The sequence below is a fragment of the Mesorhizobium sp. M1004 genome (assembly GCF_040318795.1).
GTDB lineage: Bacteria > Pseudomonadota > Alphaproteobacteria > Rhizobiales > Rhizobiaceae > Mesorhizobium.
In genome coordinates this window covers 142,547-169,495 of sequence record NZ_JAMYNB010000012.1, presented here as the reverse complement: position 1 = coordinate 169,495, position 26,949 = coordinate 142,547, and the positions used below count along the sequence as shown (strand labels likewise).

At 61.0% G+C, this 26,949-nt stretch carries 28 protein-coding genes and 1 pseudogene; 15 read left to right on the top strand and 14 right to left on the bottom strand.

Translation table 11 applies throughout. The features are described 5' to 3' along the window. Positions 1-29: 29 nt before the first annotated feature. The 5 genes from NKH54_RS24400 to NKH54_RS24380 all read right to left on the bottom strand — a co-directional run bounded on the left by NKH54_RS24400 (position 30) and on the right by NKH54_RS24380 (position 2,942). Positions 30-1,031, bottom strand: coding sequence for a dipeptidase (locus tag NKH54_RS24400; RefSeq protein WP_353029166.1), 1,002 nt, complete (start codon positions 1,029-1,031; stop codon positions 30-32). Between the two features lie 129 nt (positions 1,032-1,160). Continuing rightward, complete coding sequence (locus NKH54_RS24395; RefSeq protein ID WP_353029187.1) at positions 1,161-1,445, bottom strand: LysR substrate-binding domain-containing protein; 285 nt, start codon at positions 1,443-1,445, stop codon at positions 1,161-1,163. Further along, positions 1,352-1,783: a LysR substrate-binding domain-containing protein gene (locus tag NKH54_RS24390; RefSeq protein ID WP_353029165.1), complete on the bottom strand. Its 432-nt coding sequence runs from the start codon at positions 1,781-1,783 to the stop codon at positions 1,352-1,354. The genes NKH54_RS24395 and NKH54_RS24390 overlap by 94 nt, the downstream gene beginning before the upstream one ends. 22 nt (positions 1,784-1,805) lie before the next feature. Beyond that, positions 1,806-1,943: a hypothetical protein gene (locus NKH54_RS24385; protein ID WP_352442973.1), complete on the bottom strand. Its 138-nt coding sequence runs from the start codon at positions 1,941-1,943 to the stop codon at positions 1,806-1,808. Positions 1,944-2,021: 78 nt separating this feature from the next. Continuing rightward, the gene (locus tag NKH54_RS24380) at positions 2,022-2,942 is read right to left on the bottom strand and encodes a LysR family transcriptional regulator (protein WP_352442974.1); all 921 of its coding nucleotides are present in this window, start codon (positions 2,940-2,942) and stop codon (positions 2,022-2,024) included. Between the two features lie 174 nt (positions 2,943-3,116). On the opposite strand from NKH54_RS24380, the gene NKH54_RS24375 reads away from it, so the two are divergent. Further along, complete coding sequence (locus NKH54_RS24375; protein ID WP_353029162.1) at positions 3,117-4,568, top strand: aldehyde dehydrogenase family protein; 1,452 nt, start codon at positions 3,117-3,119, stop codon at positions 4,566-4,568. Between the two features lie 314 nt (positions 4,569-4,882). Here NKH54_RS24375 and NKH54_RS24370 read toward each other — a convergent pair whose 3' ends face one another. Together NKH54_RS24370 and NKH54_RS24365 are read right to left on the bottom strand one after the other, a co-directional pair. Then, complete coding sequence (locus NKH54_RS24370) at positions 4,883-7,036, bottom strand: ParB/RepB/Spo0J family partition protein (RefSeq protein ID WP_353029161.1); 2,154 nt, start codon at positions 7,034-7,036, stop codon at positions 4,883-4,885. Positions 7,037-7,359: 323 nt separating this feature from the next. Then, complete coding sequence (locus tag NKH54_RS24365) at positions 7,360-8,556, bottom strand: DUF932 domain-containing protein (RefSeq protein ID WP_353029160.1); 1,197 nt, start codon at positions 8,554-8,556, stop codon at positions 7,360-7,362. Positions 8,557-8,888: 332 nt separating this feature from the next. Between NKH54_RS24365 and NKH54_RS24360 the strand changes: the two genes are divergently transcribed. Both NKH54_RS24360 and NKH54_RS24355 read left to right on the top strand, forming a co-directional pair. Then, complete coding sequence (locus tag NKH54_RS24360) at positions 8,889-9,170, top strand: DUF982 domain-containing protein (protein WP_353029159.1); 282 nt, start codon at positions 8,889-8,891, stop codon at positions 9,168-9,170. A gap of 583 nt (positions 9,171-9,753) precedes the next feature. Continuing rightward, positions 9,754-10,215, top strand: coding sequence for a Ros/MucR family transcriptional regulator (locus NKH54_RS24355; RefSeq protein ID WP_352809921.1), 462 nt, complete (start codon positions 9,754-9,756; stop codon positions 10,213-10,215). A gap of 252 nt (positions 10,216-10,467) precedes the next feature. Here the strand turns inward: NKH54_RS24355 and NKH54_RS24350 are convergent, their stop codons facing one another. Then, on the bottom strand, positions 10,468-10,680 hold the full coding sequence (locus NKH54_RS24350; protein WP_027038889.1) for a cold-shock protein: 213 nt from the start codon (positions 10,678-10,680) through the stop codon (positions 10,468-10,470). Positions 10,681-10,924: 244 nt separating this feature from the next. Between NKH54_RS24350 and NKH54_RS24345 the strand changes: the two genes are divergently transcribed. Beyond that, entirely contained in the window at positions 10,925-11,476 is a 552-nt protein-coding gene (locus NKH54_RS24345; protein ID WP_353029158.1) for a hypothetical protein, read from the top strand. On the opposite strand, the gene NKH54_RS24340 is transcribed toward NKH54_RS24345, so the two are convergent. Both NKH54_RS24340 and NKH54_RS24335 read right to left on the bottom strand, forming a co-directional pair. Continuing rightward, complete coding sequence (locus tag NKH54_RS24340) at positions 11,440-11,895, bottom strand: GGDEF domain-containing protein (protein ID WP_353029157.1); 456 nt, start codon at positions 11,893-11,895, stop codon at positions 11,440-11,442. The two genes, NKH54_RS24345 and NKH54_RS24340, sit on opposite strands and share 37 nt — an antisense overlap. A 13-nt stretch (positions 11,896-11,908) precedes the next feature. After that, positions 11,909-12,340 (bottom strand): hypothetical protein, encoded by a 432-nt coding sequence (locus NKH54_RS24335; protein WP_353029156.1) that lies wholly within the window; start codon positions 12,338-12,340, stop codon positions 11,909-11,911. Between the two features lie 162 nt (positions 12,341-12,502). On the opposite strand from NKH54_RS24335, the gene bioB reads away from it, so the two are divergent. From bioB to bioZ, 5 genes and pseudogenes are all read left to right on the top strand, one after another. Next, on the top strand, positions 12,503-13,507 hold the full coding sequence (gene bioB, locus NKH54_RS24330; RefSeq protein ID WP_353029155.1) for a biotin synthase BioB: 1,005 nt from the start codon (positions 12,503-12,505) through the stop codon (positions 13,505-13,507). Beyond that, positions 13,504-14,652, top strand: coding sequence for an 8-amino-7-oxononanoate synthase (locus NKH54_RS24325; RefSeq protein ID WP_353029154.1), 1,149 nt, complete (start codon positions 13,504-13,506; stop codon positions 14,650-14,652). The genes bioB and NKH54_RS24325 overlap by 4 nt, the downstream gene beginning before the upstream one ends. Next, positions 14,649-15,287 carry a dethiobiotin synthase gene (gene bioD, locus NKH54_RS24320; RefSeq protein WP_353029153.1) on the top strand — a complete coding sequence of 213 codons (639 nt, stop codon included), beginning with the start codon at positions 14,649-14,651 and terminating at the stop codon, positions 15,285-15,287. Before NKH54_RS24325 ends, bioD begins: the two co-directional genes overlap by 4 nt. Next, positions 15,284-16,549, top strand: coding sequence for an adenosylmethionine--8-amino-7-oxononanoate transaminase (locus NKH54_RS24315; protein WP_353029152.1), 1,266 nt, complete (start codon positions 15,284-15,286; stop codon positions 16,547-16,549). The genes bioD and NKH54_RS24315 overlap by 4 nt, the downstream gene beginning before the upstream one ends. Continuing rightward, positions 16,546-17,528: pseudogene (bioZ, locus tag NKH54_RS24310) on the top strand (3-oxopimeloyl-[acyl-carrier-protein] synthase BioZ). Before NKH54_RS24315 ends, bioZ begins: the two are co-directional and overlap by 4 nt. Positions 17,529-17,664: 136 nt before the next feature. Here the strand turns inward: bioZ and panC are convergent. Next, a complete protein-coding gene (gene panC / locus NKH54_RS24305; RefSeq protein WP_353029151.1) occupies positions 17,665-18,555 on the bottom strand; it encodes a pantoate--beta-alanine ligase in 891 nt (296 codons plus the stop codon). 17 nt (positions 18,556-18,572) lie between these two features. Continuing rightward, on the bottom strand, positions 18,573-19,379 hold the full coding sequence (gene panB, locus NKH54_RS24300) for a 3-methyl-2-oxobutanoate hydroxymethyltransferase (protein ID WP_502907572.1): 807 nt from the start codon (positions 19,377-19,379) through the stop codon (positions 18,573-18,575). A gap of 355 nt (positions 19,380-19,734) precedes the next feature. On the opposite strand from panB, the gene NKH54_RS24295 reads away from it, so the two are divergent. From NKH54_RS24295 to NKH54_RS24275, 5 genes are all read left to right on the top strand, one after another. Continuing rightward, a complete protein-coding gene (locus tag NKH54_RS24295) occupies positions 19,735-20,700 on the top strand; it encodes an NUDIX hydrolase (protein ID WP_353029149.1) in 966 nt (321 codons plus the stop codon). A gap of 65 nt (positions 20,701-20,765) precedes the next feature. Next, entirely contained in the window at positions 20,766-21,740 is a 975-nt protein-coding gene (gene nadA, locus NKH54_RS24290; RefSeq protein WP_353029147.1) for a quinolinate synthase NadA, read from the top strand. Then, positions 21,737-23,278, top strand: a complete 1,542-nt coding sequence (locus NKH54_RS24285; protein WP_353029146.1) for an L-aspartate oxidase — start codon at positions 21,737-21,739, stop codon at positions 23,276-23,278. The genes nadA and NKH54_RS24285 overlap by 4 nt, the downstream gene beginning before the upstream one ends. After that, entirely contained in the window at positions 23,278-24,159 is an 882-nt protein-coding gene (nadC, locus tag NKH54_RS24280; RefSeq protein WP_353029145.1) for a carboxylating nicotinate-nucleotide diphosphorylase, read from the top strand. The genes NKH54_RS24285 and nadC overlap by 1 nt, the downstream gene beginning before the upstream one ends. A 48-nt stretch (positions 24,160-24,207) precedes the next feature. Further along, on the top strand, positions 24,208-24,408 hold the full coding sequence (locus tag NKH54_RS24275; RefSeq protein WP_353029144.1) for a hypothetical protein: 201 nt from the start codon (positions 24,208-24,210) through the stop codon (positions 24,406-24,408). Here NKH54_RS24275 and NKH54_RS24270 read toward each other — a convergent pair. Next, complete coding sequence (locus NKH54_RS24270) at positions 24,399-24,584, bottom strand: hypothetical protein (protein WP_353029143.1); 186 nt, start codon at positions 24,582-24,584, stop codon at positions 24,399-24,401. The two genes, NKH54_RS24275 and NKH54_RS24270, sit on opposite strands and share 10 nt — an antisense overlap. Before the next feature lie 197 nt (positions 24,585-24,781). Here NKH54_RS24270 and NKH54_RS24265 point away from each other — a divergent pair, with 197 nt between their 5' ends. Beyond that, complete coding sequence (locus NKH54_RS24265; protein ID WP_502907571.1) at positions 24,782-26,239, top strand: NAD-dependent succinate-semialdehyde dehydrogenase; 1,458 nt, start codon at positions 24,782-24,784, stop codon at positions 26,237-26,239. A 222-nt stretch (positions 26,240-26,461) separates the two neighbouring features. On the opposite strand, the gene NKH54_RS24260 is transcribed toward NKH54_RS24265, so the two are convergent. Further along, entirely contained in the window at positions 26,462-26,728 is a 267-nt protein-coding gene (locus NKH54_RS24260) for a hypothetical protein (RefSeq protein ID WP_353029142.1), read from the bottom strand. Positions 26,729-26,949 lie beyond the last annotated feature (221 nt).

Sequence of the window (26,949 nt, the reverse complement as noted above, 5' to 3'; positions counted from 1 at the left end):
CGGGGCGCTTTGGGCTGTCGGTTCTTTGCCTATTCCCAGTTCGCGGCTGCGACGCGCATGAAGTTACCGCCGAGAATTCCGCTAATATCCTTGTTGCTGTAGCCCCTTGCCGAGAGCGCGGTGGTCAGCTGGGGGAACACCTCGATGTCGACGAATTCCAGACTGGCGGCGCCCTGGTAGTGTTCAAGTGGCCAATAATCTGTGGCGTTCTCGAACCGAGTCGCAAGCGCGTTCGTGATCTCGGCGAAGTCGGTGCCAATGCCCACGTGGTGCGGGCCGACCAATTCGCAGTAATGATCAATGTTGCGGACTAGGAGATCGAGATTGGGTGTCGCGTCACCTGGCTTCGCCATAAAAAGGCGAATCCCGGTGACGCCAATCACACCTCCCGTGTGCGCACAGGCGATAGCCTGCTCGTTCCAGATGTTGCGTGGGTGGTCGTGCAAGATGCGGCTGTTCGAATGGCTGATGACAATTGGTTTTGACGAGGTCTCCGCCATGTCAATCGACATCCTCGGGCTGCAGTGAGTCCCGTCCACGAGCATGCCGACGCGGTTCATCTCCCTGACAACCTCTCGCCCGAACTGGGTAATCCCCGTATCGGAGCCGTGGCAACCGCTACCTCCGGCATTGTCTTTATTGTAGACGAAGGAGATCTGACGCACGCCCAGACGATGGTAGGTCTCAACGAGTTCGATCTTGCCGTCGAGTGCCGAGACACCCTCGATATCCATTGATACCGCGAGCTTGCCTTCCCGCTTGGCTGCAAGCACATCTGCTACGCTCGAAACGAGAATGTACTTGTCCGCGTTCTGGCTCAGGAACTTGCGATATCCGGCGATGACCGGGAATGTATCTTGCCAAGGCAAAACGTCGTATCCGACGTTGGTGCTGACGAATGTGAATCCAGCCTTCCGGATGCGCTCCAGCGAATTGACGTCGATCGGAACCTGGGGGTCCATTCCACAATGGGCATCCCAGACAATGCTGTGCTCGAACAGTTCGTCGACGTTGAATTGGGTGACGTCCATCGCGATCATGCCTTTGAAATATTGAGGTGTCCCCAGAATTCGCGAACAGATGATGCATGTCCAACAGCGAATTGGTATAGGGTGATGAGAAAATGCGATCGGCTATGGATTTAGCAGGCATCTGCCGCGTCAAGCTTCCCTGAACCTCGAGAACCACCTCGGATGCTCACGAGCCTCCTCGATGAGCCAGTCGCGAAACAGTCGAAAAGCATCACTGTCGGGGGCTTTCAGCGGCCGAACGAGATAGTAAGCCTCTGGTGAGGGGATCCGGAGGCCGAAAAGCGGTATCAATCGACCCGTGTCCAGATAATGTTGTGCTGTCACGTCATCGCCAACGGTGACGCCATCACCTCTAGCCGCTGCCACGAGACATACCGAGGTCTGATTGTAGGTGCGTCCAAGGTTGGGATCGATTTCGGTGATCCCTTAGCTCGCCAAGATCGTCGCCCACCATTTCGCGCTCCGGTCGTGGATGAGCAGTCGATCGCGCAGGTCGCTGAGGCGAGGTCTCCGACCCAGATTCTCAAAAAAACTCGAAGTGGCGACAGGAATACAGAATTGGCGAACAGAGGTTCGAAGCGTTGATTCGCCCATGTTCCTTGTCCCCAGACTATTGCGCAGTCGGAATCATCGGACGCTCTCAACAAGGCGATCTCAACGTGGATAGAGATACGGATGTCCGGATATTGGCGCTCGAACCGTGGTAAGCGTGGGAAGAGCCAGCACTGGACGAAGTCTGCATCGGCGACCAAGGAAATCGTTTCAGGGCGTGAGCTACGCCAATCCCGAGCTCAGCGTCGAAAAGCTTTCAGCCGTGGCGCGAGCCACCAGAAGGCCTTCAGCCATCAGCTCGATCCGCCTGTGAAATCGATTGAAAAGTCTAAGGCCGACATGCTGTTCGAGAATGGACACCTGCTTGCTTACAGCAGATTGGGTGACTCCGAGTTCGATCGCTGCTTGTGAAAAGCTTCGGGGCAAGCGACGTTAAGATCAATTTCGAGGGTCGGTGCCGGCGACGACCTCAATCAAATTTCGAAGAACAGGGGCCGTATTGTCTTTCCGCCAGGCTGCGAAGATCGGTAAGGGTTCGGGGTTCCCTTCAAGAGGGACGATCGCGACGCGATCCGCATAAGTGGCAGCCACCGTCCGCGCGATAAGAACAACACCGATGTTTTCTTCCACCAATGCAAACGCACTCTCGTTGTCCTGCATGACGATGGAGGGGCGTGGCAGAAAACCAGCCTGGCGGCAGATGTTGTTAACGCGACGGGTGTAAATCTGCCAAGGCTCTGTCGACCACAGCAAAATGTGTTCGTTTTTCAGTTCAGAGGCCGAGATCGACTCCCGTCGCGCCAGTCTATGGGTCTTAGCGACCACAAGAGCTATGTGGTCTTCGAATAGGTGTATGGCGTCCAGCTCATCGTCTATAACAGGTCCGACCACGAACCCGATGTCGACCTCGCCGCGGCTGATCGTCCCGGCGGTGTTCTCGGGGATCATTTCCGATGTCCCCTGGCTGATCAGGCGCAGATCAACATTCGGATACTGCCTGTGGAACTTGGCCAGCACCTTCGGCAAAAACGTTCGGATCGAGATTTCGTTGTAGCCGATCTTCAACTGCCCGACTTCGCCACGAATCGCAGATAGCGCCTTGATCGAGATTTCGTCCAGGCCGTCGACGATCGTCCGGGCGTATCGAAGGAGGTTGTTTCCCACTGAACTTGGTTTCACACCTCGCACGCTGCGCTCGAAGACCGGAACGCCCAACTCGGCCTCGAGTGTTTGGATTGTACGGCTGATGGCCGACTGCGACGTGTTCAAGCGTTCGGCAGCGCGCCGGAACCCTCCTTCGTCGTGTACCGCCAGCAATGCGCGGAGCTGCTGCAGATTGATCCGCGGTGATCTTATCAAGGCATCGCCCCATACCAAATAACTGTTAGACAGGTATCGTTTATCATCGCATGGTCCCTCCGTCTAATGCGCGACGTGCCGCCCGAAGCTGTGCGCGAAGGCGATCCTAAAGCGGTTTCAACCCACCAACCCATTCCCTGACCTCTTGATGAGGCTGGCGATGAAGGCGGCACGATGAATCTCCTCGAAGTACGCGACAAAAGCTGGATGAACTTTGTCAACGGCGAGTGGTTGCATTCGGCCGATTTCATTGCCGTGGAGAACCCGGCAACTGGTCAGGTTATCGCTTCGATCGCGGTCGCGAGCGAAGACGACGTTTCGCGAGCAGTCGTCGCGGCCAGAGCCTGCGTGGCAAGCGGAGCGCTGACGAGGTGCCGTCCATCGATCCGTGCGGAGATGATGATGAGGATTGCATCCGAGATTCGGACGCGGATTGAAGACGGCGCCTACATAGGTTGCCTGGAGAGCGGAAAGCCGCTCAATGCTGCAAGAGCCGAGTTTGAAGAGGCCGCGAGATATTTCGAATACTACGCGGGGATGGCCGACAAGATCGAAGGCAGTGCAATTCCGTTGGGAGGTGCGTACCTGGATTATACCATCCGGGAGCCCCACGGGATCTCAGTCCACATTGTTCCGTGGAACTTTGCGCCTTCCATCTGCGCCCGCTCGCTGGCACCAGCGTTGGCTGCCGGGAACGTCGTCATCGTAAAGTCGCCCGAGCTGACCCCGTTGGCTATGATCATCCTCTTTGAGGCCATCGAACAGGCAGGGGTGCCCGAAGGTGCCGTGAACCTCCTATGCGGCTACGGGAAGACAACAGGTGCGGCGCTGGTCAGCCATCCGGATATTGATCAGATCGTATTCACGGGCTCCGTACAGACGGGCGTGTCGATCATGAAGGCGGCTTCTGAGCGATCGGTGCCGTGCGTCATGGAGCTCGGAGGCAAATCGGCGGGCATCGTTTTCGCAGACGCCAATCTCGACCAAGTGGTCGAGAGCGTGAAGTCGGGCACTTTTTACAACGCGGGCCAAGTCTGTTCAGCTTTGTCCCGTCTGGTCGTCCACGACTCTATCTATGACATGGTGGTCGAGAGGGTGTCGGCAATGGCCGAAGCCTTGGAGGTCGGAGACGGTTTGGTGGGAGCAGATATGGGCCCGGTGGTGTCTGAACTTCAGCTCGGGAAGATTGAGGGCATGTGCGACCGTGCCAAAAGCGCTGGGGCAAGGCTGGTTACGGGAGGGAAGCGCCTGCACGACAAGAGCGGTTGGTTCATGCAGCCGACCGTTTTTGCAAATGTCGATCCGAATATGGAAATCGCTCAAGCGGAGGTTTTCGGTCCGGTTCTGTCCATTATCAAGTTCCACAACGACGATGAGGCTTTTGAGATCGCTAATGCCACCCGGTTCGGCCTAGTGGCGGGCGTCTTCACACAGCGCCTCGATATCGCTCTCAAGGCGCCGCCTCGCCTGAATGCGGGGCAGGTCTTCGTCAACGAGTGGTTCGCTGGCGGTATTGAGACCCCTTTTGGAGGAAATAAAATGTCGGGACACGGGAGGGAAAAAGGGCAGGAAGCCATCGACAGCTATGTCCGGACCAAGAATGTGGCAATATCACTACCTCTTTAGAATCGCGACACAGCAACTTCTCTGAGGCGGGTTAGCCAAATCAGCCCTTGCCTTCTGGCGTCCATTTGATGATGTCGTCCTCGCTAGGTGCGACGAAATGGTTGGCCCGCCGGTATAGTGCTTACGCCTCTTGCAGGTCCTGATCAGGACGCCGTGGCCTGAGGAGAGTCCCAACTGGCTTCTGCTCCAGTCGAACATGTGGATCTTCAAGAAACAAACGCCCAGGGTCGCGATGGCGATCCCGGGCTTGAGAGTGAGTTGGAACTGGATTGGGCCCGGCGGGAGTGCCGGGCCCGGTGCGAGCGTGATGCCGGTTATTCGGCGGCCTGGAGGTGATCCGTTCCGTCGCCGTCGATGGTCACCGGCTCATCGGAGGACGGATCCGCATCGTCGGTGAGGAAGGCCGGCAGCTCCGCGGCATCGCCGTCGATAGCCGCGTCCTCCGACATCTCGCTGGCGGCCGCGTCGCCTGCATCGTCAGACACTTCATCGACATCAACGCGCAGCGGCTCCGGCAGCCAGCTTGATCCTTCGAGAAGACGGGCGGCTTCACGGGCCATGATGTCCTTCTTCATGTGGTCGATCAGCTGCGCGGAGTCTGCGCCACGAGCTTCACGGACAGCCTGCAGGATCCGCGCCTTGGTGAGCCGCCCGAGGAACTCGACGGTAGGCGTCCAGCCGGCGTCGACCATGTCGAACTGCAGCGAGCGGCCAAGCACGTCTGCATGCTCGAGCGCCTTCGCTCGCCTGTTCCAGGGTTCGACCACCGCATTGAGGGTCAGCGAGACGCAGTGCGCGAACAGCGCCTTGCGGCTTGCTTCATCGAGGCCGAGAAGGAAGTCCCACAGGCCTTCCGCGTCATCGGGTAAATCGCGGTCCCAAGCTTCGTGCCGCTCGGCGATCTCCTTGGCCCAAGATGTCTCGGCAAGACCGTCGACCTGGCTGAAGCTGCCGCTCTTCAGGCTGATCTCCAGGCACGTGTTCGGCGCGAAGCGATAGAAGACCTGCAGGACGAAGGCATGGAGTGCGGCGACGAAGGCGATGTCGACGTCACCAGCGAGCGCGTTGCGTAGCGCCAGCGTCCGCTGCGCGGTCAGGTCGAAGACGAGCCGATCGGGCAGTGGCTTGATGCCATCGTCCTCGCCGTCGTCGTCGCCCGAACCGTCGTGCACCGGTTTGCCGTTGACGACAACACCATCGCCATCGTCGTCGCCATTGGATCGGGTTTCGCCGTCGGAGCCCCCTTCCTCGCCCTCATCGACATCGCCGGTTTCGGTCCGCGGCTCGTCCTCGGACCGCACGAAACCGGCGTCGACCTGGAGCTTGCCGTTCGCGGCAAGCGTAACGAACACGCCGGCATTCGCCTTCTGGGCGGAGTCGTAGCTTTGAGGACGATCATCGATCGCATCGAGTTGGGCGCCCAATTGGTCGAGCTTCGCCTCGATTGCCTCGTCGGCATCCCCGGCCTGGGCATAGTCCGCATCCAGCTTGTCATACTCGGCCTTCAGCGCGTCGTAGCGTTCGATCTCCTCAGCGCTGAGTTCCTGCGCCTCGGCGTAGATGCGCCGCATGCCGGAGGTGTGGCCGTAGGGAAAGCTGATTGCAGCCTCGACCCATTTCCAGCCTTCGGCGCGAATCGCCTCGGCATCCACCTTCAGCCTGTCGAAGACAAGCTGCTCGAGGAGCGCCGCATCTTGGAACCAACCGCCGGAATCCTGCTCGAACAGGTCGCGAAGGATGACCCCGCCGGCAGCCTCATAGGCTTCGGCACCGACATAGACGGCCCGGCGATCGTCGGCGCGAACAGTGGTCTCCGTCAGCAGACGCCTGATGTAATAGGGTTCCTGCGTGTGGGAGCTGGAGATTCGCTCCCAGACCTGCTCCTGGCGCCCGTGATCGTCCGAGATCGAGAAGGCCATGATTTGCTCAAGCCGGATCTCGTCATTCTCGTAGAGATCGAGAAGCTGCGGTGACACCGATGCCAGCCGCAGGCGCTGCTTCACCGTCGCCGGCGATACGAAGAAGCGAGCACCAATCTCGTCGGGATCAAGACCCTGATCGCTGAGCGTCTTGAAGGCCCGGAACTGGTCGAGCGGGTGCAGGTCGGCGCGCCGCAGGTTTTCGGCAAGCGAATCCTCCTCGGCCGAGGTCTCCTGCCCGCGGTTGACAATGCAGGGGATTGGCTCGTTCTTAGCCAGGCGCTTTTGCTTGATGAGGATGCCGAGCGCCAGATAACGCCGCCCGCCGGCGGGCACCTCGAACATGCCGGTCTCCTCGCCCTCGCCGTCGAGCACGGGACGGACGTTCAGGCTCTGGATCAGCTTTCGCCGCCCGATGTCTTCGGCCAGCTGCTCGATCGACACGCCGTCCTTCATGCGCCGAACATTCTTCTGCGACAGCATTAGCTTGTCATAGGGAATATTCTCCGCGGCGTTCATCGCGATCTTCTGAATGGCGTTCTTTGCCATGGTCAGGTTCTCCATGACGGGCGGCCCGGGGCCTCTCCCCGAACCTCCAAGCCCGTCAGCAACCCTCCCCTCCCCCCTCTGCCTCCAGGCCTCACGCCAGCGCCGCCTCCCGACTTGCAGGCTCGACATGAAGCGCTGCTGGTTTCGGCTCGCGGATCTAGGCGGCCGAGCCGCGCCCGAGGCGCCTTCAGCATGTTGGCGTCACCGCGTCCTCCCACGAAAAAAGCGCCGTCCTCTTGCTTCGAAGGACCGCGCTGGGATTGATGGAGACGGCCCGCAGGCGAGGCCGGCGACGAGAGTTTTCGCTACCGGCCTCCGCGAGATCAGGCGGCGAAATCGAGAAGCTTCTTGGCTTTGCCCTCCATGTCCAGGCGCACATCCTGATGCGGCTTGTCGCGCGCGACCCGCGTGATGCCCTGCACGAAATCAAAGATCGATTCCGGCGGTCTGCCTTCCTCCATGAGCACAGTATCGATGATCTTCGTGGTCTCGGACTTGGAGAAGCCCCGCTTGCGCAGGAAGCCCTGGCGGTCGTCGTCGTCTCTGGCAACGATCCGTTGCCGCGCCGTCTTGATGCCGTTGACGAATGGCATGGGCGAGGAATCGGCAAACTGGATCAGGGCGGGCTCGGCCTCAAGGGCGAAACGCGAGGCGGCATATTTGGAATGCCGGATGGTGATTTCCTCGAAATCTTCCACGCCCCACAGATTTCGATTCTGGCATACCGCGCGTAGATAGAAGCTGGCAATCCCGAGGGTGCGGGCTCCGACCTCGGAATTCCAGCAGTAGAAGCCGCGGAAATAAAGATCCGGTTCCCCATTCGGCAGCCGCCCGGCCTCGATCGGGTTCAGGTCGTCGACGAGGAAGACAAAGACATCGCGATCTGACGCGTAGAGCGTCGTGGTGTCGCGGGAGATGTCGACGTTCGGGTTGTAGATTCCCGTTGACCAATCGAGGACTCCCGGCACCTTCCAGCGCGTGTCACCGGTACCGTTGCCGGCTATCTTCTGCACGGCGTCGACCAGTTCTGAGTCAAATATTCTGCCATAGTCCGGACCGGTTACGGCTCGCAGCTCGAGGCGTCCGTTCTCGATTTCCAGCGTCTTCACCTGCCCGGCGCGGTGGTTGAGGAGACCGTGCTGGAGATTAATCGCGGCGAGCGGGGCTGGAAGCTGCCGCAGATAGGTGGCCGGTGCGCCGACCAAAGAGGCGAGTTGGCCAAAACTCCAATGCGTGGGGGCAACAGGGGCAGGCGCATCGGGCAGCATTAGCCTCAGGCGCTCCGGATCGTCGCGGCTGGCCTCGACGCGGATCAGCTCACTTTCGACGATGCGGGTCTTGCTGCGCTCCGACCGGCTCTTCACCGCATTTCCAAGGTCGTTGAGCGACAGGTATCGCTCGTCCGCCGGCCGGTTGAACCATTCTGACGACACGCGGCCAATTCGCTGGCCGCGGCTGGGGTCGACCTTGTAACCGGCACGCTGGTTGCGCTTGGGCGCAAGAATTTCCATCTGGGTCATTGGTGTTGCTCCTTGGCGGGCGCCGGGAGACTCTCTCCCGGACCTTTATCCGCCACCGCAACCCGCCCGCCCTCTTCCTCTCTCGGCACCCGCGCACCACTAGCAGCGTCGCCATTGCGGCAGCGGCCGCGTCAAGGCTGGCACCCGCCGCTTCACGTTCCGGACGCGACAGAATTCCGCTGTGCTTTCTTGCGCAACAAGGCCGGAACATAGCGGCCTGCTTGATTGGACAACTGCCAGTTCTGCTCTGGCCCTAGCCAGAAATATATAAATTGTCCCAACGTCATGATACGCGAAAATCGTGTCATGGTCGGAACTGAGAGTGTAATTGCATGTCGAGCAGGTTCGCCCGGCCCGTGGTGGTGCAAGTTGGCCGGCATGACCGTGAGCGCGTCATATTCGATGTGAACGACGCAGCCTCGATCCTGCTGCGGAGTTTCCCTCATCAGACGAAGAAGCGAAAACTGGCTATGGATGCATGTCTTCAGGTTTTGCGTGGAGAAGCCCAGACACCGGCAGCGAGACGGGCTTTCGTTGCAGCGGCGTTAGAAGCGAAATTCTACGCAGCGACTGAGGTCCAAATTGATCGTAGCCCTCGATGGCTTCCAAAGTGACTGGGGGAGCAGAGCTTCAGCCATCGCAGTGGTGACCGGGATTTGTGCAGCTGGCAGCAAGCAACGAGTCCTGCCGCCGGGGGGAACACCCGCCTTTCATCTGCTTGACTCGACAACCGTCAGGAGGAGAGTCGGCTTCTCGATGAGATCGAGGATCTCGCGTGCATGAACTGGCCAAATCGGATATCTACGACGTTGCAGACCCGCCTTTCCGGTAAGCAATCGAAGAACCGACAATCTTCCACAATACGCGACCGACGTCGTCGGGCGACCCCACCAGCGCAGTACTAGACACTGCACGCCGCGCCCTGCTTAAGGGGGACCGCCTCGAAACCAAATTTGTGCTGTGGTACCCGGCGGGGGCGTGGAAATTGTTTACGATTATCCCCTCCTCATCGAGTGGAGAGCAGCGGCCGCTCGATCAGGACCGGGTCTGACCACCGGATCAATACGCGCGCAAAGTCAGGATGTAGCTGTTTACCGCAGCACGCAAAGTCTATCGGGGAATTATTGCTTCCACCGACAACACCACTATGAAGCAACACTTCGCCGACTATCTTTCAAGCTACCCCGGAGAGTTTTCATGGCAGAAGATGCCGACAACACAATCGACGCCCTCATCGAGCTCACCGCTGATGTGGTCTCAGCCTATGTCTCCAACAATCCGGTCCCGGTGAGCGATCTTCCTGCGCTGATCGGCCAAGTGCACGCAGCACTGAAAGGCACGATCGGCAACGTTCCCGCAGAAATCCCTGAGGTTCTCAAGCCTGCTGTGCCGATCAGGAAGTCGGTGACGCCGGACTACCTCATCTGCCTTGACGACGGGAAGAAATTCAAGTCGCTGAAGCGCCATCTTTCGACCCGCTACGGGCTGACGCCGGATGACTATCGCGCCAAATGGGGTCTGCCGGCGGATTACCCCATGGTCGCGCCGAATTATGCTGCGTCGCGCTCGGCGTTGGCCAAGACGATGGGTCTCGGCCGCAAACCGAAAGAGGCGGAAGCGCCGGCGCCTAAGAAGACCGGCAAGAAGGCCGCAGCCTGACGTCAATCTTTGGGCTTTGTTCTGATGGGCAGCACCCACTGGCCTAATCTGCGTGGAATATCAAAAGGCGGGACCAGCCCCGCCTTCCCTTCGAACGACTCAATTTCATAGGATTTCGCAACGCCCTTGCAGCAATCTGCTGCCCAGGCCTTGCAGTTTACCCACGTTCTTGCTCGCTCTTGTCGAGCGGTCGCCAAAACATCCGGGACCTAGCCGCGTCCTTCCGACTCTTGCCGGGACGCAGCAGAAAAATCAACCAGCTTTGCTGAGATTGCCCGCGGAGGACTTGCCAGTCCGCCGGTCCTGTTCAATCTCGTAGTTGATCTTCTGCCCATCAGCGAGGGTCGAGAGGCCCGCTCGTTCGACAGCGGAAATGTGGACGAAAACATCCTGACCACCATTGTCGGGCTGGATGAATCCAAATCCCTTGGTGCTGTTGAACCACTTCACGGTGCCGGTCGCCATATGTACGTATTCCTTCGTAACAATTGCTGTGTGGCCTGGCAGTTGTGCCAGGCCGGTTCAGATCAAGGCATTGGAATTAGACGGCAAAGAAAAAATTGCAAGACCCGGCATTCTCGGATGGCGTCACGACCGGCCAGTTAAAGACAACATCGCGACCTGCGCAATTGCTGGGCAGCCGTTTGCCGGGTAACCGAACATCCCGCGTGGCGGAGCTGGATTGAAAGCAGCGAGTGGCTGCCGATCCGTGGTCATCGTTCCCCATGAACTCGAGTTAGGCGATCTATCTCGCCGACAGGGTGCTGCGATAAGGGCGGCGCGGCGCGGCTTCATCACCGTTGACTTGCCGCGGCCGCGCGAGCGCAGCGAAAGCCGGTTTATGCGCTATCGCGAGGGGAGGGATTGCGCGAGTTCGGCCTGCATTGAGCAGGCTGTCAACTCGCCAGCATTTGTCGGCTGGCAGGGCCGGAAGCTCAAAGGCCATCAAAACGGCATCGACCTTCAGTCGGTGTTTACCATTCGCTTCTATCTTTCGCGCAGCGGCAAGGTTCTGAGTACCGCACATAAAGGCCTGCTCCAGACAATGGAGCGGGCTTTTTTGTGTCACTTGGGAGCCGGCTCCAACAATGCTGTCTACAGGAAAAACGGCCCGCAAGGCTGTGCGGCTTGTGATGTGGCTGGGGCTGGTCGTGCAGATGGGGAGGCCGAAAGCAGGCCCCATCAGGCAACACTCTGCCCGCGTCAGGCTGGGCCCAAACTGGGTTATGGCGTCACCGCCCGCAATTTGGCCGATTCATAGTCGAACGAAACACGATTTCGTCCACGCTGTTTCGCTTCAAAAAGGCATCGTCCGGCGGTGCGAAGGACGTCTTGAGCATCTGCATCGGGAGAGATTTCCGCGCCGCCGATGCTGACAGTCACTTTCACGCCGTCCTGTTGGCCTTTCGCCATCGGACCCGCCTCGACAAGACGGCGTATGTTTTCCGCGATGGTAGCTGCCTGTTCTTTACGCGCGCTGCGTAACAACACACCAAACTCTTCTCCGCCAAGACGACCGATCGAGTCTCCCGGGCGTGTCAGATAAACTAGCGCCTTTGCAATTCGAACCAAAGCCTCGTCACCTTTGGAATGGCCGTGTTGGTCGTTGATCAAGGAGAAGTGATCCGGATCGATCAGGAGCAGTGTGTCGCATTCACCTTCGTCACGCTTTCTGTCCATTCTTGCGATAAATTCACCGCGACTGAGAAGGCCTGTCATCGGGTCGTTGGCTGGTTACGAAGGTGAGCCTGTCGTGCGCCTCTCTCAGGGCTGTGTATGATTTCTCCAACTTGTCACATGTTTCCTGAATCGTTTCCCCCTGGGTGAAGATAAAGGCGCTAACGGGCAGTCCGATGAGAATCGGGATGAAGGTGCATTCCACCCAACTCAGCCAGTCGATCGGCATCTGCAGGCCAAGTCTTGCCGTGAACGACAGCCCGAAAGTCGCGACGACTGCTATTATCGTCACGACTGTAGATTTGCCCAGAATACGTTTGCTGCGCGGCGTCATATTGTTGCTATAGACAATCCGGCTGAATGACATGTTACCAGCTTGATTAGGATTGTTCTGGACACACCGGCGAGAAGCCGAACCCGCGCGGTCCCTCAAGGCCAGGTCGAGCAAATGCGCCCGCGTCCTGCCGACACTTTGCCACTTCCGTTCTTGGGCCCATGTGCCGGCTGCGAGCGAAATGACATTTTGACCCGCAGTGAATTTCAGATTTCGGCTGGAAAAACCCGCCGCCTGCTGTAAACAGCGCGGGCCTGCTCACGGATAGGGGAAATCATGACGCTTGTTTCGCCCACGGAAGGTTCGACCGCAGATAGGGGAGCTGCCAGAAGCCGCCGCCTGTGGAGCCAAGCCGAAGCCCGGGCCCTCTACGAGTCTCCCTTCAACGAACTGCTGTTTCGCGCACATTGCGTCCATCGTGCGAACTTTGATCCCAACCGCGTTCAGCTCAGCCGGCTGCTGAGCATCAAGACCGGCGGCTGCCCCGAGGATTGTGGTTATTGCAGCCAGTCCGCGCACCACAATTCCGGACTGAAGGCCTCCAAGCTGATGGCGGTCGAACGCGTCATCGAGGAAGCCCGCAAGGCGCGCGATGCGGGTGCGACGCGCTATTGCATGGGCGCGGCGTGGCGCAGCCCCAAGGCGCGCGATATGGAGGTCGTGGTCGCCATGGTCGAAGGCGTCAAGGCGCTTGGCATGGAAACCTGCATGACATTAGGGATGCTCGATGTTGAGCAGGCGCAGCAGCTCAAGACAGCGGGGCTCGACTACTACAATCACAACATCGATACGTCCGAGCGCTATTACGGCGAAGTCATCACGACGCGCTCGTTCGCCGACCGGCTCGAAACATTGGACAATGTTCGCGATAGCGGCATCAAAGTCTGCTGCGGCGGCATTGTCGGCATGGGCGAGGAACCGGTCGACCGCGTGGACATGCTGGTGACGCTCGCCAATCTCCCCGAGCCGCCCGACAGCGTCCCGATCAACATGCTGATCCCGATTGAAGGCACACCGCTTGGTCATGAGCGGCCAATAGAGCCGATCGAATTCGTGCGCACCATTGCGCTTGCCCGTATCCTGATGCCGCAATCCCATGTTCGCCTGTCGGCCGGCCGCACGGCAATGAGCGAGGAAATGCAGGCACTGTGCTTCTTTGCCGGCGCCAATTCCGTCTTTGTCGGCGATACGCTGCTGACGGCGGACAACCCGAGTGAGGATAAGGACACTGCGCTCTTTCGCAAGCTCGGTATTGAACCAATGGAGCTTTCCGGCTTGTGAGCGCAGGGGGCTTGCTCGACCGCTATGAGACGACGCTGAGCGGGCTCGCGCGCAAGAACCGTTTGCGCACGTTGTCGCCGCGTGCCGGTCTCGATTTCGCCTCCAATGACTATCTGGGACTCGCAGCCTCGCCGCGCCTGGCCAAAGCCGTCGCAGCAGCACTCGCAGCCGGCACGCCGGTCGGCGCCACGGGGTCTCGCCTGTTGCGCGGCAATACGCCGGAGCACGAGACCCTCGAAGCCGAAGCGGCACGTTTCTTCGGCGCCGAACGTGCGCTTTTCTTCAGCGGGGGCTATGTCGCCAATTTCGCCGTCCTGACCACACTTCCGCAAAAGGGCGATCTCGTCGTGCTTGACGCACTCATCCATGCCAGCGCCCATGAGGGCGCGCGGGCTGGCCGGGCGGCAGTGGCGGAGGTCCCACATAATGACATCGGCGGCTTCGAAGACGCCATTTTGACCTGGCGGCGTTCGGGCGGCACGGGTCGCCCCTGGATCGTGGTCGAGAGCCTCTATTCCATGGATGGCGACCGCGCGCCCCTGGCCGATCTGGCAGCACTTGGCGACCGACACGACGCTTTCCTGCTGATCGACGAGGCGCATGCCACCGGCGTGTATGGACCCGATGGACGCGGCCTAGCGCACGACCTCGAAGGCCGCGACAATGTCGTCGTGTTGCACACTTGCGGCAAGGCGCTTGGCGCCTCCGGTGCGCTGGTCACCGGATCCACCGTCTTGTGCGACTACCTCATCAATCGTTCCCGGCCTTTCATCTATGCCACCGCCCCTTCGCCGCTGATAGCGGTGGCCGCTACCGAGGCGCTCGCCGTCCTGCATGACGAACCCGAGCGCCGCGAGCGGCTTGCAGCACTCGTCGCCTTCGCCGGCCGGGAACTCAAAGCCTGCTGCGGGGTGGCGCCGAGCGGCTCGCAGATCCTGCCGGTCATCGTCGGCGACAACGCCCGCGCCATGGCGCTCGCAAGCGCGCTGCAGGCGCGCGGTTTCGATGTGCGCGGCATCCGCCCGCCAACGGTGCCCGAGGGCACGGCTCGGCTCAGGATTTCACTGACGCTCAATGTCGAGCAGGCCGACGTCGCTGCGATGGTCAAGGCACTGGCAGAGGAATGGGAGCGAATGGCGGCATGAGCCAAACCTTCGTCATCACCGGCACGGACACCGGCATCGGCAAGACGGTTCTCGCGGCCGGTCTGGCCAGGCTGCTCAATGGCGCCTACTGGAAACCGGTGCAGTCGGGGCTCGATGGCGAAACCGATACCCAGACAGTAGTAAGACTCGCGGAGCTTCCCCCAGAGCGGATCGTCCCGGAAGCCTGGCGGCTGGTCCGACCGCTCTCGCCGCATCGTGCCGCCGAACTCGATGGCGTTTTGATCGATCCGGATCGCCTCGTTCTGCCCATAACGGCGCGCCCGCTGATCGTCGAGGCAGCCGGCGGTCTCATGGTGCCGCTCAACCGCAAAATCCTGTTCATCGATGTGTTCGCCCGCTGGCGCGCGCCGGTCGTGCTTTGTGCGCGCACGGCTCTGGGCACGATCAACCACACGCTTCTGTCGATCGAGGCGCTGCGCCACCGCGACATTCCGCTTTTGGGCATAGCGTTCATTGGTGACCCCATGCCGGACACCGAATGCACGATCGCTGCGATCGGCAAGGTGCGTGTCCTTGGCCGCTTGCCTTTCCTCGATCCGCTGGCGCCCGACACCCTTCTTTCGGCCATGGCAGCGCATTTCGACATGGTGTCTTTTCAGCAGGCCAGCGCATGAGCCGCTCAGCCGTCTGGCATCCCTTTACCCAGCACGCCGTCGAACCGGCCCCGCCGAAGGTTGTTCGGACGGAAGGCGCCTACCTGCAGAGGGATGACGGAAGGCGCATTCTCGACGCGATATCCTCATGGTGGGTGGTGACCCACGGCCATCGCCATCCGGCGATCGTCGAGGCAATCCGCTCAACTGCCGAAACGCTCGACCAGATCATATTCGCCGGTCTCACTCACGCGCCGGCAGAGGAACTGGCGAGCGCGCTCATCGGCCTGGCGCCGAAGGGTCTGGACTGGGTCTTCTATTCCGACAGCGGCTCGACCAGTGTCGAAGTGGCGCTCAAAATGGCGCTTGGCTATTTCCGCAACATCGGCGCGCCGCGCTCGCGTATCGTTGTGATGGAATCGAGTTATCACGGCGACACGATCGGCACGATGAGCGTCGGGGCCCGCGGCGTCTTCAACGCCGCCTACGAACCCCTGCTCTTCGACGTCGACACCATCCCTTTCCCTGCCGCGGGTCGCGAGCAGGAAACGCTCGACGCCTTCGAGGCGTTCAGCCGTGATCGCAAGGCGGCGGCGCTGATCGTGGAACCGCTGGTCCTGGGCGCAGGCGGCATGCGGATGTATTCGCCAAAAATCCTGGCCGAATTGAAACGTATCGCCGAGGCCTCCGGGACGCTGTTCATCGCCGATGAGGTGATGACCGGCTGGGGCCGGACCGGCACGGTGTTTGCGTGCGAGCAGGCAGGTATTGCGCCCGACATATTGTGCACGTCGAAAGGGCTGACCGGCGGCGCGATCCCGCTTGCCGCCACGCTCGCCACCGACGCCATATTTCGGGCGTATTATTCGCCGGACCGCAGTCGCACCTTCTTTCATTCGAGCTCCTATACAGCCAATCCGATCGCCTGCGCGGCCGCACTTGCCAACATCGCTATCTGGCGCGATGAGCCGGTCATCGAGCGCGTCACAACACTGACGCGACTGCAAGCCGAAGGGGCTCGCCGCCTTGCCGGAGATGCCCGCTTCGCCGATGTCCGGGTGACCGGCACGATTGCCGCCTTCGAACTGGCGGTCGCCAACTCCGGCTACCTGGCTGAAATCGGCCCGAAGCTGCGCGCTTTTTTCCTCGAGCGCGATCTCCTGGTACGCCCGCTCGGCAATGTGATTTATCTTCTGCCTCCCTATTGCGTAAGCGCCAGCGAGCTTGGTCGCCTGCATGATGCGATCGACGAGGCCGCCGACCTTGTTGGGCAAGCCGGATGATCAGAGGCGCGAAGATCATCGGTCTCGGCCACCACGCGCCGGCGCGGACCGTGCCGAATGCCGAGATCGAGGCCTCGCTTGGCCTGGAAGCCGGCTGGATCGAGAGGCGGACTGGCATCCGGTCACGCCGCTGGGCGGAGCCTTCCGACACGTTGTCGAGCCTGGCCGGGAAAGCGGGAGATATGGCGCTGGACATTGCTGGCATCGACCGCACCGCGATCGGCCTTCTGCTATTGGCAACATCGACGCCCGATCATCTGCTGCCGCCAAGTGCGCCGCTAATCGCGCACCGTCTCGGCCTCGCTCATGCCGGCGCCGTCGATCTTGCCGGCGCCTGCGCCGGTTTTGTTTATGCGCTTACCTTCGCCGACGCGTTCGTGCGCACCCACGGCAAGCCGGCGCTGGTCATCGCCGCCAACATTCTGAGCCGCCGCATCAACCCGGCCGAACGCGCCAGCGCGGTGCTGTTCGCCGATGCCGCAGGCGCGCTCTTGCTGGTCCCGTCGTCCGACCCAAATCACGGTGTGCTCGGCGCATCGCTGGATTCCGACGGATCGGGTTATGGCCTGATCCAGATCCCGGCGGGGGGCAGCAGCCGGCCGTTTGCCGGAGACTTCGACATAGCCGAAACCCGCATGACGATCGCCGACGGGCGCGCCGTGTTCGCCAAGGCGGTCGAAATGATGGCGGCTGTTCGGCCGAGGCGCTGGAAGTAGCCAACGTTTCAGCTCAGGCCGTGGATCGGTTTGTTCCACACCAAGCCAACGCCCGCATTCTCGATGCGGTCGCCGACAAGCTCGATATTGGCCCTGAGAAGGTGGTGAGAAGCATTGCAGAGTTCGGCAATTCCTCTGCCGCGACAATTGCGCTGTCGCTGTCCCTCTCCCATCAGGTCGTCCCGTTTGAGCTTGGGGAAAGGCTTCTGCTCGCCGCGGCCGGCGCCGGGCTTACCGGCGGCGCACTCGTGATCGGCGTCTAGGGGGCAGCAGGTCAGGCGCCCACTGGCTGCGTGGATTTTTGCCGGCGGGCTGCATGGCATGTCCCGATGCGACAGCGCCCGGCGTGGCGAGAACCCTGGAGGCGCTCCTTGCTTGCTGGGAGAGGAGCGAAGAACATCACGCTGCGGCGGCGGCCTGCACGAGACCTCGTACCGAGCCTGGCGACCACACCTCGACATTGTCGATCAGCCGCGTCTGGCCAAGCCAGGCGGCGACGAGCAGTCGCGCCGGTCGGTTGGGGATGGCGATGACAGCCAGGTCCTCGCCTGACCGCAGCTCAAGATACTCGACCTGCGAAAAGCCTGCAGCAAGGATGGCCTGCCGTGCCTCATCGAGCACACGATCGATGCAATCTTCGCAGTTCAGCCGCCGGGCAGTTTCGAACAAGATTTCGGCAAGGCGGGGTGCCGCGCGCCGTTCAACGGCGGACAGCCGCGCGTTGCGCGAGGACATCGCCAGGCCATCGTCTTCGCGGACCGTCGGGCTCGCGATGATGTCGATCGGGATGTCGAGATCGCGAACAAGCCGCCGCACCACATGCAATTGCTGGAAATCCTTTTCGCCAAAGAAGGCGATATCGGCACCGGTCTGGAGAAAAAGCTTGGTGACGACGGTCGCCACCCCGTCGAAATGGCCAGGCCGGAACGCGCCGCAAAGCCCCTCGCTCACCGCGCTCACCGAGACCGTCGTGGCAAAGCCTTGCGGATACACATCCGCGGCGTCCGGGGCGTAGAGGATGTGGGCGCCGAGCGGCGCCAGTTTGACGGCATCGTCATACTCGGTGCGCGGATAGGCGATCAGATCCGCCGGGCTGTTGAACTGCTTGGGGTTGACAAAGAGCGTGACGATCACCCTATCGGCTTTTGCGAGGGCGGCACGCACAAGGCTGAGGTGACCCTCGTGGAGAGCGCCCATGGTCGGTACGACCGCCACCTTCAAACCATCCCGGCGCCACACGGCGACTATGCTGCGCAGTTCAGCAACTGTCCGAAGAATGGGGATGGCCACGTTGGATCTCCTCTTTTTCAGGTCTTTGGCTCGTCGCCGAACACGTGTTCTGCCGCTGGAAAGCGGCGCTCACGAACGTCATGCGAGTAGGCCGAGATTGCCGCGGAAGCCGCCTCGCCCAGTTCGGCGTATCGCTTGACGAATTTTGGACGAAAGGCGCCGAACAGGCCCAGCATATCGTCAACGACGAGGATCTGGCCGTCGCAGGCCGTCGAGGCGCCAATGCCGATGGTCGGGATCGCGATCTCCTGCGTGATCCGCCGCGCCAGGGCTTCAGGTGTCTTCTCCAGCACGACCGCGAAGGCGCCTGCTTCGGCCACCGCGACCGCATCACGCTGGATGCGATCGGCATCGTCGCCCCGCCCCTGGACGCGGTAGCCGCCGAGTGCATTCACCGCCTGCGGCGTCAGCCCGACATGAGCCATCACCGGCACGCCACGCGCAGCAAGGAAGCGTATCGTCGCGGCCATGCTTTCGCCGCCTTCGAGCTTGACCGCCGCGCAGCCTGTCTGAGCGATCAGGCGGGCAGCATTGCGAAAAGCCTGTTCAGGACTTTCCTCATAGGAGCCGAACGGCATGTCGACGACCATCAGCGCCCGTTCGAGGCCCCGCCGCACAGCCTGGCCGTGCAGGATCATCATTTCGAGCGTGACGCCGAGCGTCGAAGGCAGGCCGTGAAGCACCATGCCGACGCTGTCACCGACAAGCACGACATCGCAGTGAGCATCGACCAGTTGTGCAATGGGCGTTGTATAGGCAGTAAGACAGACCAGCGGCGTCCCACCCTTGCGTGTCGCAATGTCCGGTGGGGTCAAGGCCCTGATTGCTCGCGTTGCGCTCACCGACTTCCCTCACCTAACGTCAACCCGAGCCATCTGCCACAAATTTGTGCAGATGCGAAGAAGAAATTGCAGTGCACAATAATTTGCTGACTATTTATTGCGCAAGCTGCGACGCCGCTTCGAATGAGCACGAGTGCGAAAGCGGGCTCTTAATCTCGCGCCCAGTCCACTTCCCTTGCGTCACTGCCGTGCGGCTTCGCGTTTGCGACACTCTTCGTGTAGACCGAAGGTCTAGGCCTTTACGGAGAGTGTGGTGTTGACAGGCTAAAGGGGCTGCTACACGCTGGTTAAATCGATTGAGAAGCTTCTCACGGAACTCTGCCCAACCCAGGCAACCATGGACGATCGCCCAAAAGCAACACGCAACGGTAGGGCCGCCGCAAAGGCCAAGCAAGTCGAAGCGGAGCTGATTGCTGTTGTCGTGTCCGTCAATGACGGTGAACCAGCGGTCCTCACCATCGGGGAGGCGGATTGCCTACCCTCGGGGCCGTTCGCGCTGGAGCATCGATCGCTGCAGTCAGGCCTAAGGGCGTGGGTCGAGCAGCAGACTGGTCATCCCCTCGGCTATATTGAGCAGCTCTATACGTTCGCTGATGGCGACCGCGCCGACGGGCGTCAGCAGCGCGTCATTTCCATCAGCTATCTCGCTTTGACCCGGAAGGAACATGCCACCGGCGCATCCACCTGCGCCTGGCGGAGCTGGTACGACTATTTTCCGTGGGAGGACCACCGCCTCGGAACACCGAAACTGATTGCGGATGTTCTGAAGCCGCGTCTGCTTGCCTGGGCGGCTGCAGTTGAGGAGGCTGCGATTGTCCGTGAACGACGGCGGCGGGCTGCCATTGCTTTCGCGTTCGAGGACCGACCCTGGAATGAAGAGTTGGCGCTCCAGCGCTATGAGCTGCTTTACGAGGCGGGTCTGGTGGCAGAGGCCACCCGCGACGAACGGTCGATCGCATCAGACTCAACAGCCGGGACAACGATGGTTGGCGACCATCGCCGCATCCTGGCGACGGGCCTTGCGCGCTTGCGCTCGAAGATCAAATACCGGCCAGTTGTCTTCGAGCTGATGCCTCCTGTGTTTACGCTGCTGCAGCTGCAACGGACCGTGGAAGCCCTGGCAGGCCGGCTGATCAACAAGCCCAACTTTCGCCGGCTCATCGAGCAGCAAGAACTGGTCGAGGAGACTGGCGAGACGTCCCTGGATACGGGTGGCCGGCCGGCCAAGCTCTATCAGTTCCGCCATGTCGTGCTGGATGAAACTGCCGTTGCGGGGACAAAATTGCCTCTGGCCCGGGGTTGACACGCTTATAGTCCACCTAGATATATACCCCTTATAGTCAAATAGATTATAAACGGGAGGCGCCGGTGAGCGGGACGATACCTTCGGCCGCGTCCCTGTATCAGCGCGTCCAGCGCATCATCCCCCCAGTGGAATGGACAGCTTTCAGCGATGACGTCGAGGCCATTCTGGCGCTAAAGCGCGAGCGCAACGCTGTCATCCTGGCCCACAACTATCAAACACCCGAGATTTTCCACTGCGTGGCCGATATCGTCGGCGACAGCCTGGCGCTGGCCCGCAAGGCAATGACCGTCGATGCCGACATCATCGTGCTCGCCGGCGTGCATTTCATGGCTGAGACGGCGAAGCTCCTCAATCCGGGCAAGACGGTGCTCATTCCAGATCTCGGCGCAGGCTGCTCGCTGGCGGACTCGATCACGGCGGACGACGTGCGGCTGATGCGGCAACGCTACCCTGGTGTGCCGGTCGTGACCTACGTCAACACGTCCGCTGCCGTGAAGGCCGAGTCGGACATCTGCTGCACCTCCGGCAACGCTTTGGCTGTGGTGGAGTCGCTTGGCGTGCAGCGGGTGATCATGCTGCCCGACGAATACCTGGCCAGAAATATCGCGGCACAGACTTCGGTCGAGATCATCGCCTGGACGGGCCATTGCGAAGTGCATGAGCGCTTCACGCCAGCCGACATTCGCGAGCTGCGGGATGCCTACCCTGGCGTTACCGTGCTTAACCATCCCGAATGCCCGCCGGAAGTTGTCGCGGTTGCCGATTTCGCCGGCTCGACGGCGGCGATGTCGGATTTCGTCGGACGGCACAAGCCTGCGCGCGTCGTGTTGATGACCGAATGCTCAATGAGCGACAACGTCGCCATCGAGCACCCCGACGTCGAGTTCGTGCGCCCCTGCAATCTCTGTCCGCATATGAAGCGTATCACGCTCGCCAACATTCGCACGGCGCTGCAAGAAACCCGCCACATCGTGACCATCGATGCTCGAGTGGTTGATGGTGCTCGGCGTGCGGTCGAGCGGATGCTTGCCGTATGACGCCAGAGGTCGGCGACATCAGGGGAGCGCCCGTGATCATCGGCGCTGGCGTTGCCGGGCTGATGACCGCGCTTCATCTGGCGCCGCATCCCGTTTACCTTCTGTCCCCGACGCGGCTCGGGACCGAAACCTCCAGCACACTCGCGCAAGGCGGGCTGGCGGCAAGCCTCGGCGCTGACGACAGTCCAGACCTCCATCTTGCAGACACGCTTGCTGCAGGTGATGGCCTCTGCGACGATAGTGTGGTCAGACGCGTTTTGAATGCGGCGGACCGAGCCATCGAGAATTTGATGGACTTGGGCGTCGCCTTCGACTGCTCGTGGGACGGGACACTGCGGCTCGGGCTCGAGGCAGCGCATTCCCGTCGCCGGATCGTCCATGCCGGGGGTGACTCTACGGGCCGCGAGCTTGTACGCGCGCTCATCATCGCTGTGAGGCGAACGCCTTCGATCACAATTCTGGAAGGCATGGAAGCCCGCCGGATCATTGTGGAAAATGGTGCGGTCAGCGGCGTTGTGGCGGCAAAAGGTGGACAGGCGATTATATTTCCGACGCGCCGCGTGGTTCTTGCGAGCGGCGGTATCGGCGCCCTGTTCAGAGACACGACCAATCCGGCCGGCTCATTCGGGCACGGCCTGGCGCTCGCCGCATGCGCCGGTGCAGAACTCGCCGATCTGGAATTCATCCAGTTCCACCCGACAGCACTCGACGTTTCGCATCGGCCCATGCCGTTGGTGAGCGAAGCGGTCCGCGGCGAAGGCGCAGTGCTGATCGACGAGTGCGGACACCGCTTTCTATGCGATACGCCTGGCGGCGAGCTGGCATCGCGCGACGTCGTCGCACGGGCCGTATGGCAGCAGCTTGGCGCCGGACACCGTGTTTACCTTGACGCCCGGCAGTCCCTCGGCCCCAGATTCGCCAAGCGCTTCCCAGCTGTGACCCGGCATTGCCGGGACGCCGGAATCGATCCGGCAGTCGAGCCCATCCCGGTGCGCCCGGCGGCACATTATCACATGGGCGGCGTGGCCGTGGATGCCGCGGGCCGCAGCACGGTGTCGGGCTTGTGGGCTTGCGGTGAGGTTGCCTGCACCGGTCTGCACGGGGCGAACCGGCTTGCCAGCAACTCGCTGACCGAGGCCGTGACGACCTCGTTGTGGGTCGCGCAAAGCGTAGCTGCCGCTCCTGCGGGCTGGCAGTGGCCAAGGCTTGTCGCAACGGCACCCCCGCGGCCCGACCCCTCCTCCGTTCGCCACGCGGTCTCCAATGGGCTCGGTGTTATCCGGGACGGGCAAGCACTATCCGACACCGTGGAAACGCTGCTGCCGATCGCGGTTCGCAACACTGCCGCTTCCGATCCCGCCTTGATCGCGCTGATGATCGCCATTGCAGCGCTTCGACGCGAGGAAAGCCGCGGCTCGCACTACAGGTCGGACTTCCCCGCACGCAGCGCGCAGGCCCGGTCTTCGCGCTTGACCCTCGCCTCAGCAATGACGGTTGCGGCCGAACTTAGTCTCCGGTCTGCGGAACGGAGTGCCTGATGACGTCACCTCCACCCCTTCCCGGGATCGTGATCGAGCCGATCGTGCGTAGCGCTCTACTTGAGGATCTGGGCAAAGCCGGTGACCTTACCAGCGATGCGGTCATACCCTTTGACTGCAAGGCCACCTTTGCGTTCAGAGCCAGGCAGTCTGGCGTTGTTGCCGGTCTTGATCTGGTAGCCTACGCGTTCATGCTTGTTGATCCCTCGATCGACATTCGTTTTGGACGTCTGGACGGCAGCAGGATCGCGGCGGGTGAGACCATTGCAAGGGTGAGTGGACCGGCGCGTGGAATGCTTGCGGCCGAGCGTACAGCGCTCAATTTTCTCTGCCATCTCAGCGGCATTGCGACGGCAACGGCCGAGATCGTCGAGGCGGTGCGCGGTCAGAAAGCACGGATCGTCTGCACGCGAAAGACAACGCCCGGCCTGCGCGCGCTGGAAAAATACGCCGTGCGCGCCGGCGGCGGCGCCAACCACCGCTTCGGGCTCGATGACGCGGTGCTCATCAAGGACAATCACATTGCCATTGCCGGCGACATCCGCACGGCCATTGACCGGGCGCGCGCTGCCGTCGGGCATATGGTCAAGATCGAGGTCGAGGTCGACACGCTCGACCAGCTCGAGATCGCGCTGACCGCCGGGGTCGACGCCGTCCTGCTGGACAATATGTCCGTCAAGCAACTCACCCAGGCGGTCGCAATGGTCGACGGGCGCGCGACCACCGAGGCCTCGGGGCGCATAACGCCGGCAACGGCACCAGCCATCGCGGCAACGGGGGTCGACCTCATTTCTGTTGGCTGGCTTACGCATAGCGCGCCAATCCTCGACATCGGCATGGATGTGCCGGTCGAAGCATGCGTCCAGAAGCATCTGAACTGAATAGAGCGCGCTCCATATAGGAGCAATCTGCGGAAGTGGGGACGTACGATGATCGACAAGGGATTGAGATCCGACCGGGCCAAGGCGCTTGCCTTCATCAGCGCAATGCTCAGCGAGCTGAATCAGATCGCGGGGTCTCACAGGCTGCAGTTCCTAGGATACCTTCTGGAGATGGCGTATATCGAGTCGTACGACTTGGTCCGCAAAGAGCGCTCCCACCGTCAAAGCAAGGCCATAGATCAGGGATAGCCCTGCTGAACTGAGCGCTGCGGCAGCTTCAAATCTGACCTCGGCACTTCTATTTCCGCAAAAAAGACGCGCAGTGCTCCAGCGCGTTCACGGGCGGTTGGACTGCAAAAATCAGTTGGAATATCTGACAGCGCGGCAGGATCACGATTTGCCCTCCAGTGCGCGAGCAACGTCATGGATTCGATCTCCTTGTTTAGAAAATGGTCGGACTGTTTCGCACAACTGACATCAGTTTCGGTTGAGTGGATTCGAGTGGGTCTAGTGGCCCCTCACTGAGGCCCTATGCGAAACCCTTGGCCAGCGGATAATCCAAAAAGGTCGTGTGACACGCCAATTGCATCGAGGAGGATTCGCGTTGCCCTTGTACGAGCCAATGCTTCGCCACCTGAAAACGCGCGAGCTGTTCGGAGCCATTGACCGGGTGCCGGCTCTTGGCATGCTAGTAAGTGAGCGGACCTTCGAGGTACTAAACCCTTCGACCGGCGAAGTGCTGGCGGAACTGCCCGACATGGGTGTCGAGGAGACGCGCGCGGCGATTGACAAAGCTTACGTCGCGCAGTGTGAATGGGCGGCACTGACAGCTCGCGAACGCAGCGACATTCTCTGGCGTTGGCACCAACTGATTGTCGACAATACCGACGATCTTGCAGCGATCCTCACTGCGGAGATGGGCAAGCCGCTCGCCGAAGCGAAGTCTGAGGTGGCGCATGCGGCCGCGTATCTGCAATGGTACGCCGAAGAGGCCAATCGCATTTACGGCGAGACGATCTCGGCGCCCTCCGCAGACCGTCGCATGCTGGTTATCAAACAGCCGATCGGCGTCGTTGGAACGATTACGCCCTGGAACTTTCCGGCTTCAATGGTTGCGCGCAAGATTTCGCCGGCTCTCGCCGCCGGCTGCACCATCGTGCTCAAACCTGCTGAACAGACGCCCCTCGTGGCGGGTGCGATGTTTGCTCTGGCCCATCTTGCCGGCTTTCCCGAAGGCGTCGTCAACCTCATCTACGCCTCCGAAGGCGATACGGTCGGCCGCGAACTCTGCTCGAACGCCAAGGTCCGCAAGATCAGTTTCACCGGTTCGACCGAGGTCGGCCGATTGCTTATGCGCCAGTGCTCGGACCAGATAAAGAAAGTCGGTCTAGAGTTGGGTGGCAATGCGCCTTTCATCGTCTTTGATGATGCCGACGTCGATGCTGCCGTCGAGGGCGCGATCCAGGCCAAGTTTCGCAATGCCGGCCAGACCTGCGTTTCCGCCAACCGGCTTTACGTCCAGTCGGGCGTCCATGACGAATTCGTCGCCAAATTCGTGGAGCGTGTCCGTGAGCTTCAGGTCGGCGACGGCTTCGATCCAGGTGTCGCCATCGGTCCGCTGATCGACGGGCATGCACTGGCCAAGATCGAACTTCACATTGCAGATGTCCTCGCCAAGGGCGGCGCGATCCGATGTGGCGGCGGCCGCATCGGCAGCGATGGCAACTTTTTCCAGCCGACGATCCTCAGCAACGTCTCAAGGGAAATGATCGTGGCGCAAGAAGAGACCTTTGGACCCTTGGCGCCGATCATCCGCTTCGAGGATGCCGATCAGGCCGTGCGTGAGGCCAACGATACGATCTACGGCCTCGCCGCCTACTTCTATGCTTCGAACCTGAAGCGTGTCTGGCGTGTGGCCGAGGCGCTGGAATACGGCATGGTTGGGATCAACACGGGACGCATGTCCTCAGAAGCCGCGCCTTTTGGTGGGATAAAACAGTCCGGCATCGGGCGGGAAGGTTCCCGCCACGGCCTCGAAGACTATCTTGAAATGAAGTACCTCTGCATGGGCGGCATCTGAGGCGGCGGGCGGCGACTGCCGCGATGAAGGCCAGCGGTCGGCCGGACGCCACGAAATGGACCCGCAGTTTTCAGATTGGCGGAACAATCCGCACCCAGTCTGCCTCATAAAGGGCCCCGGTTTTCCGCCTATTTTTTGGTGGTCGAACGTCGTCAATTGTCTTCGTCGCTGTGGCGGAACGCGGCGCGATAGCCGGTTAGCAACAAGCTTTGGGCGTCATTTCTATCTGGCGGAATCGACCCCTTCCGACAAAAGCCTGACCTTTGCCAGTCTTCTACGGGCCAGCGTTCGCGCCAAAAGTTCAAAGCCGCGTCCGTAACATTCAACAATGAAAGCCAGCGTTACCAGGTCGAGCAGAAAGTCGTCGATCGCATGCGTGAGCGCATCCGACCTTTGTTCAAATCGAAGTAGCAAGGCGCGCGCCTCTTCGATCGCGGCCTGGCAATCGTCTGCGTCTATCAGGGAATCGATCCTGTCAAAGATCTGCAAGCGTCCTCACTTTTCGAAAGCCACACTCAGCATCGAACGCCGCTGATGAGTGAGTTTTCAACAAAAGAAAAGGGTCGCTTTTCGCGAAAAAATCGCTCGGCAGCGCGTCGATCAAGCATGGTGCCTCAAATGACATGTGAATCCCGGCTCACCAAGATGTGGTCGAAGGCAAGTGAGCCGGCCCACGTCTGCGTCTCGGCCGCCTAACCACTGGTCAGGAG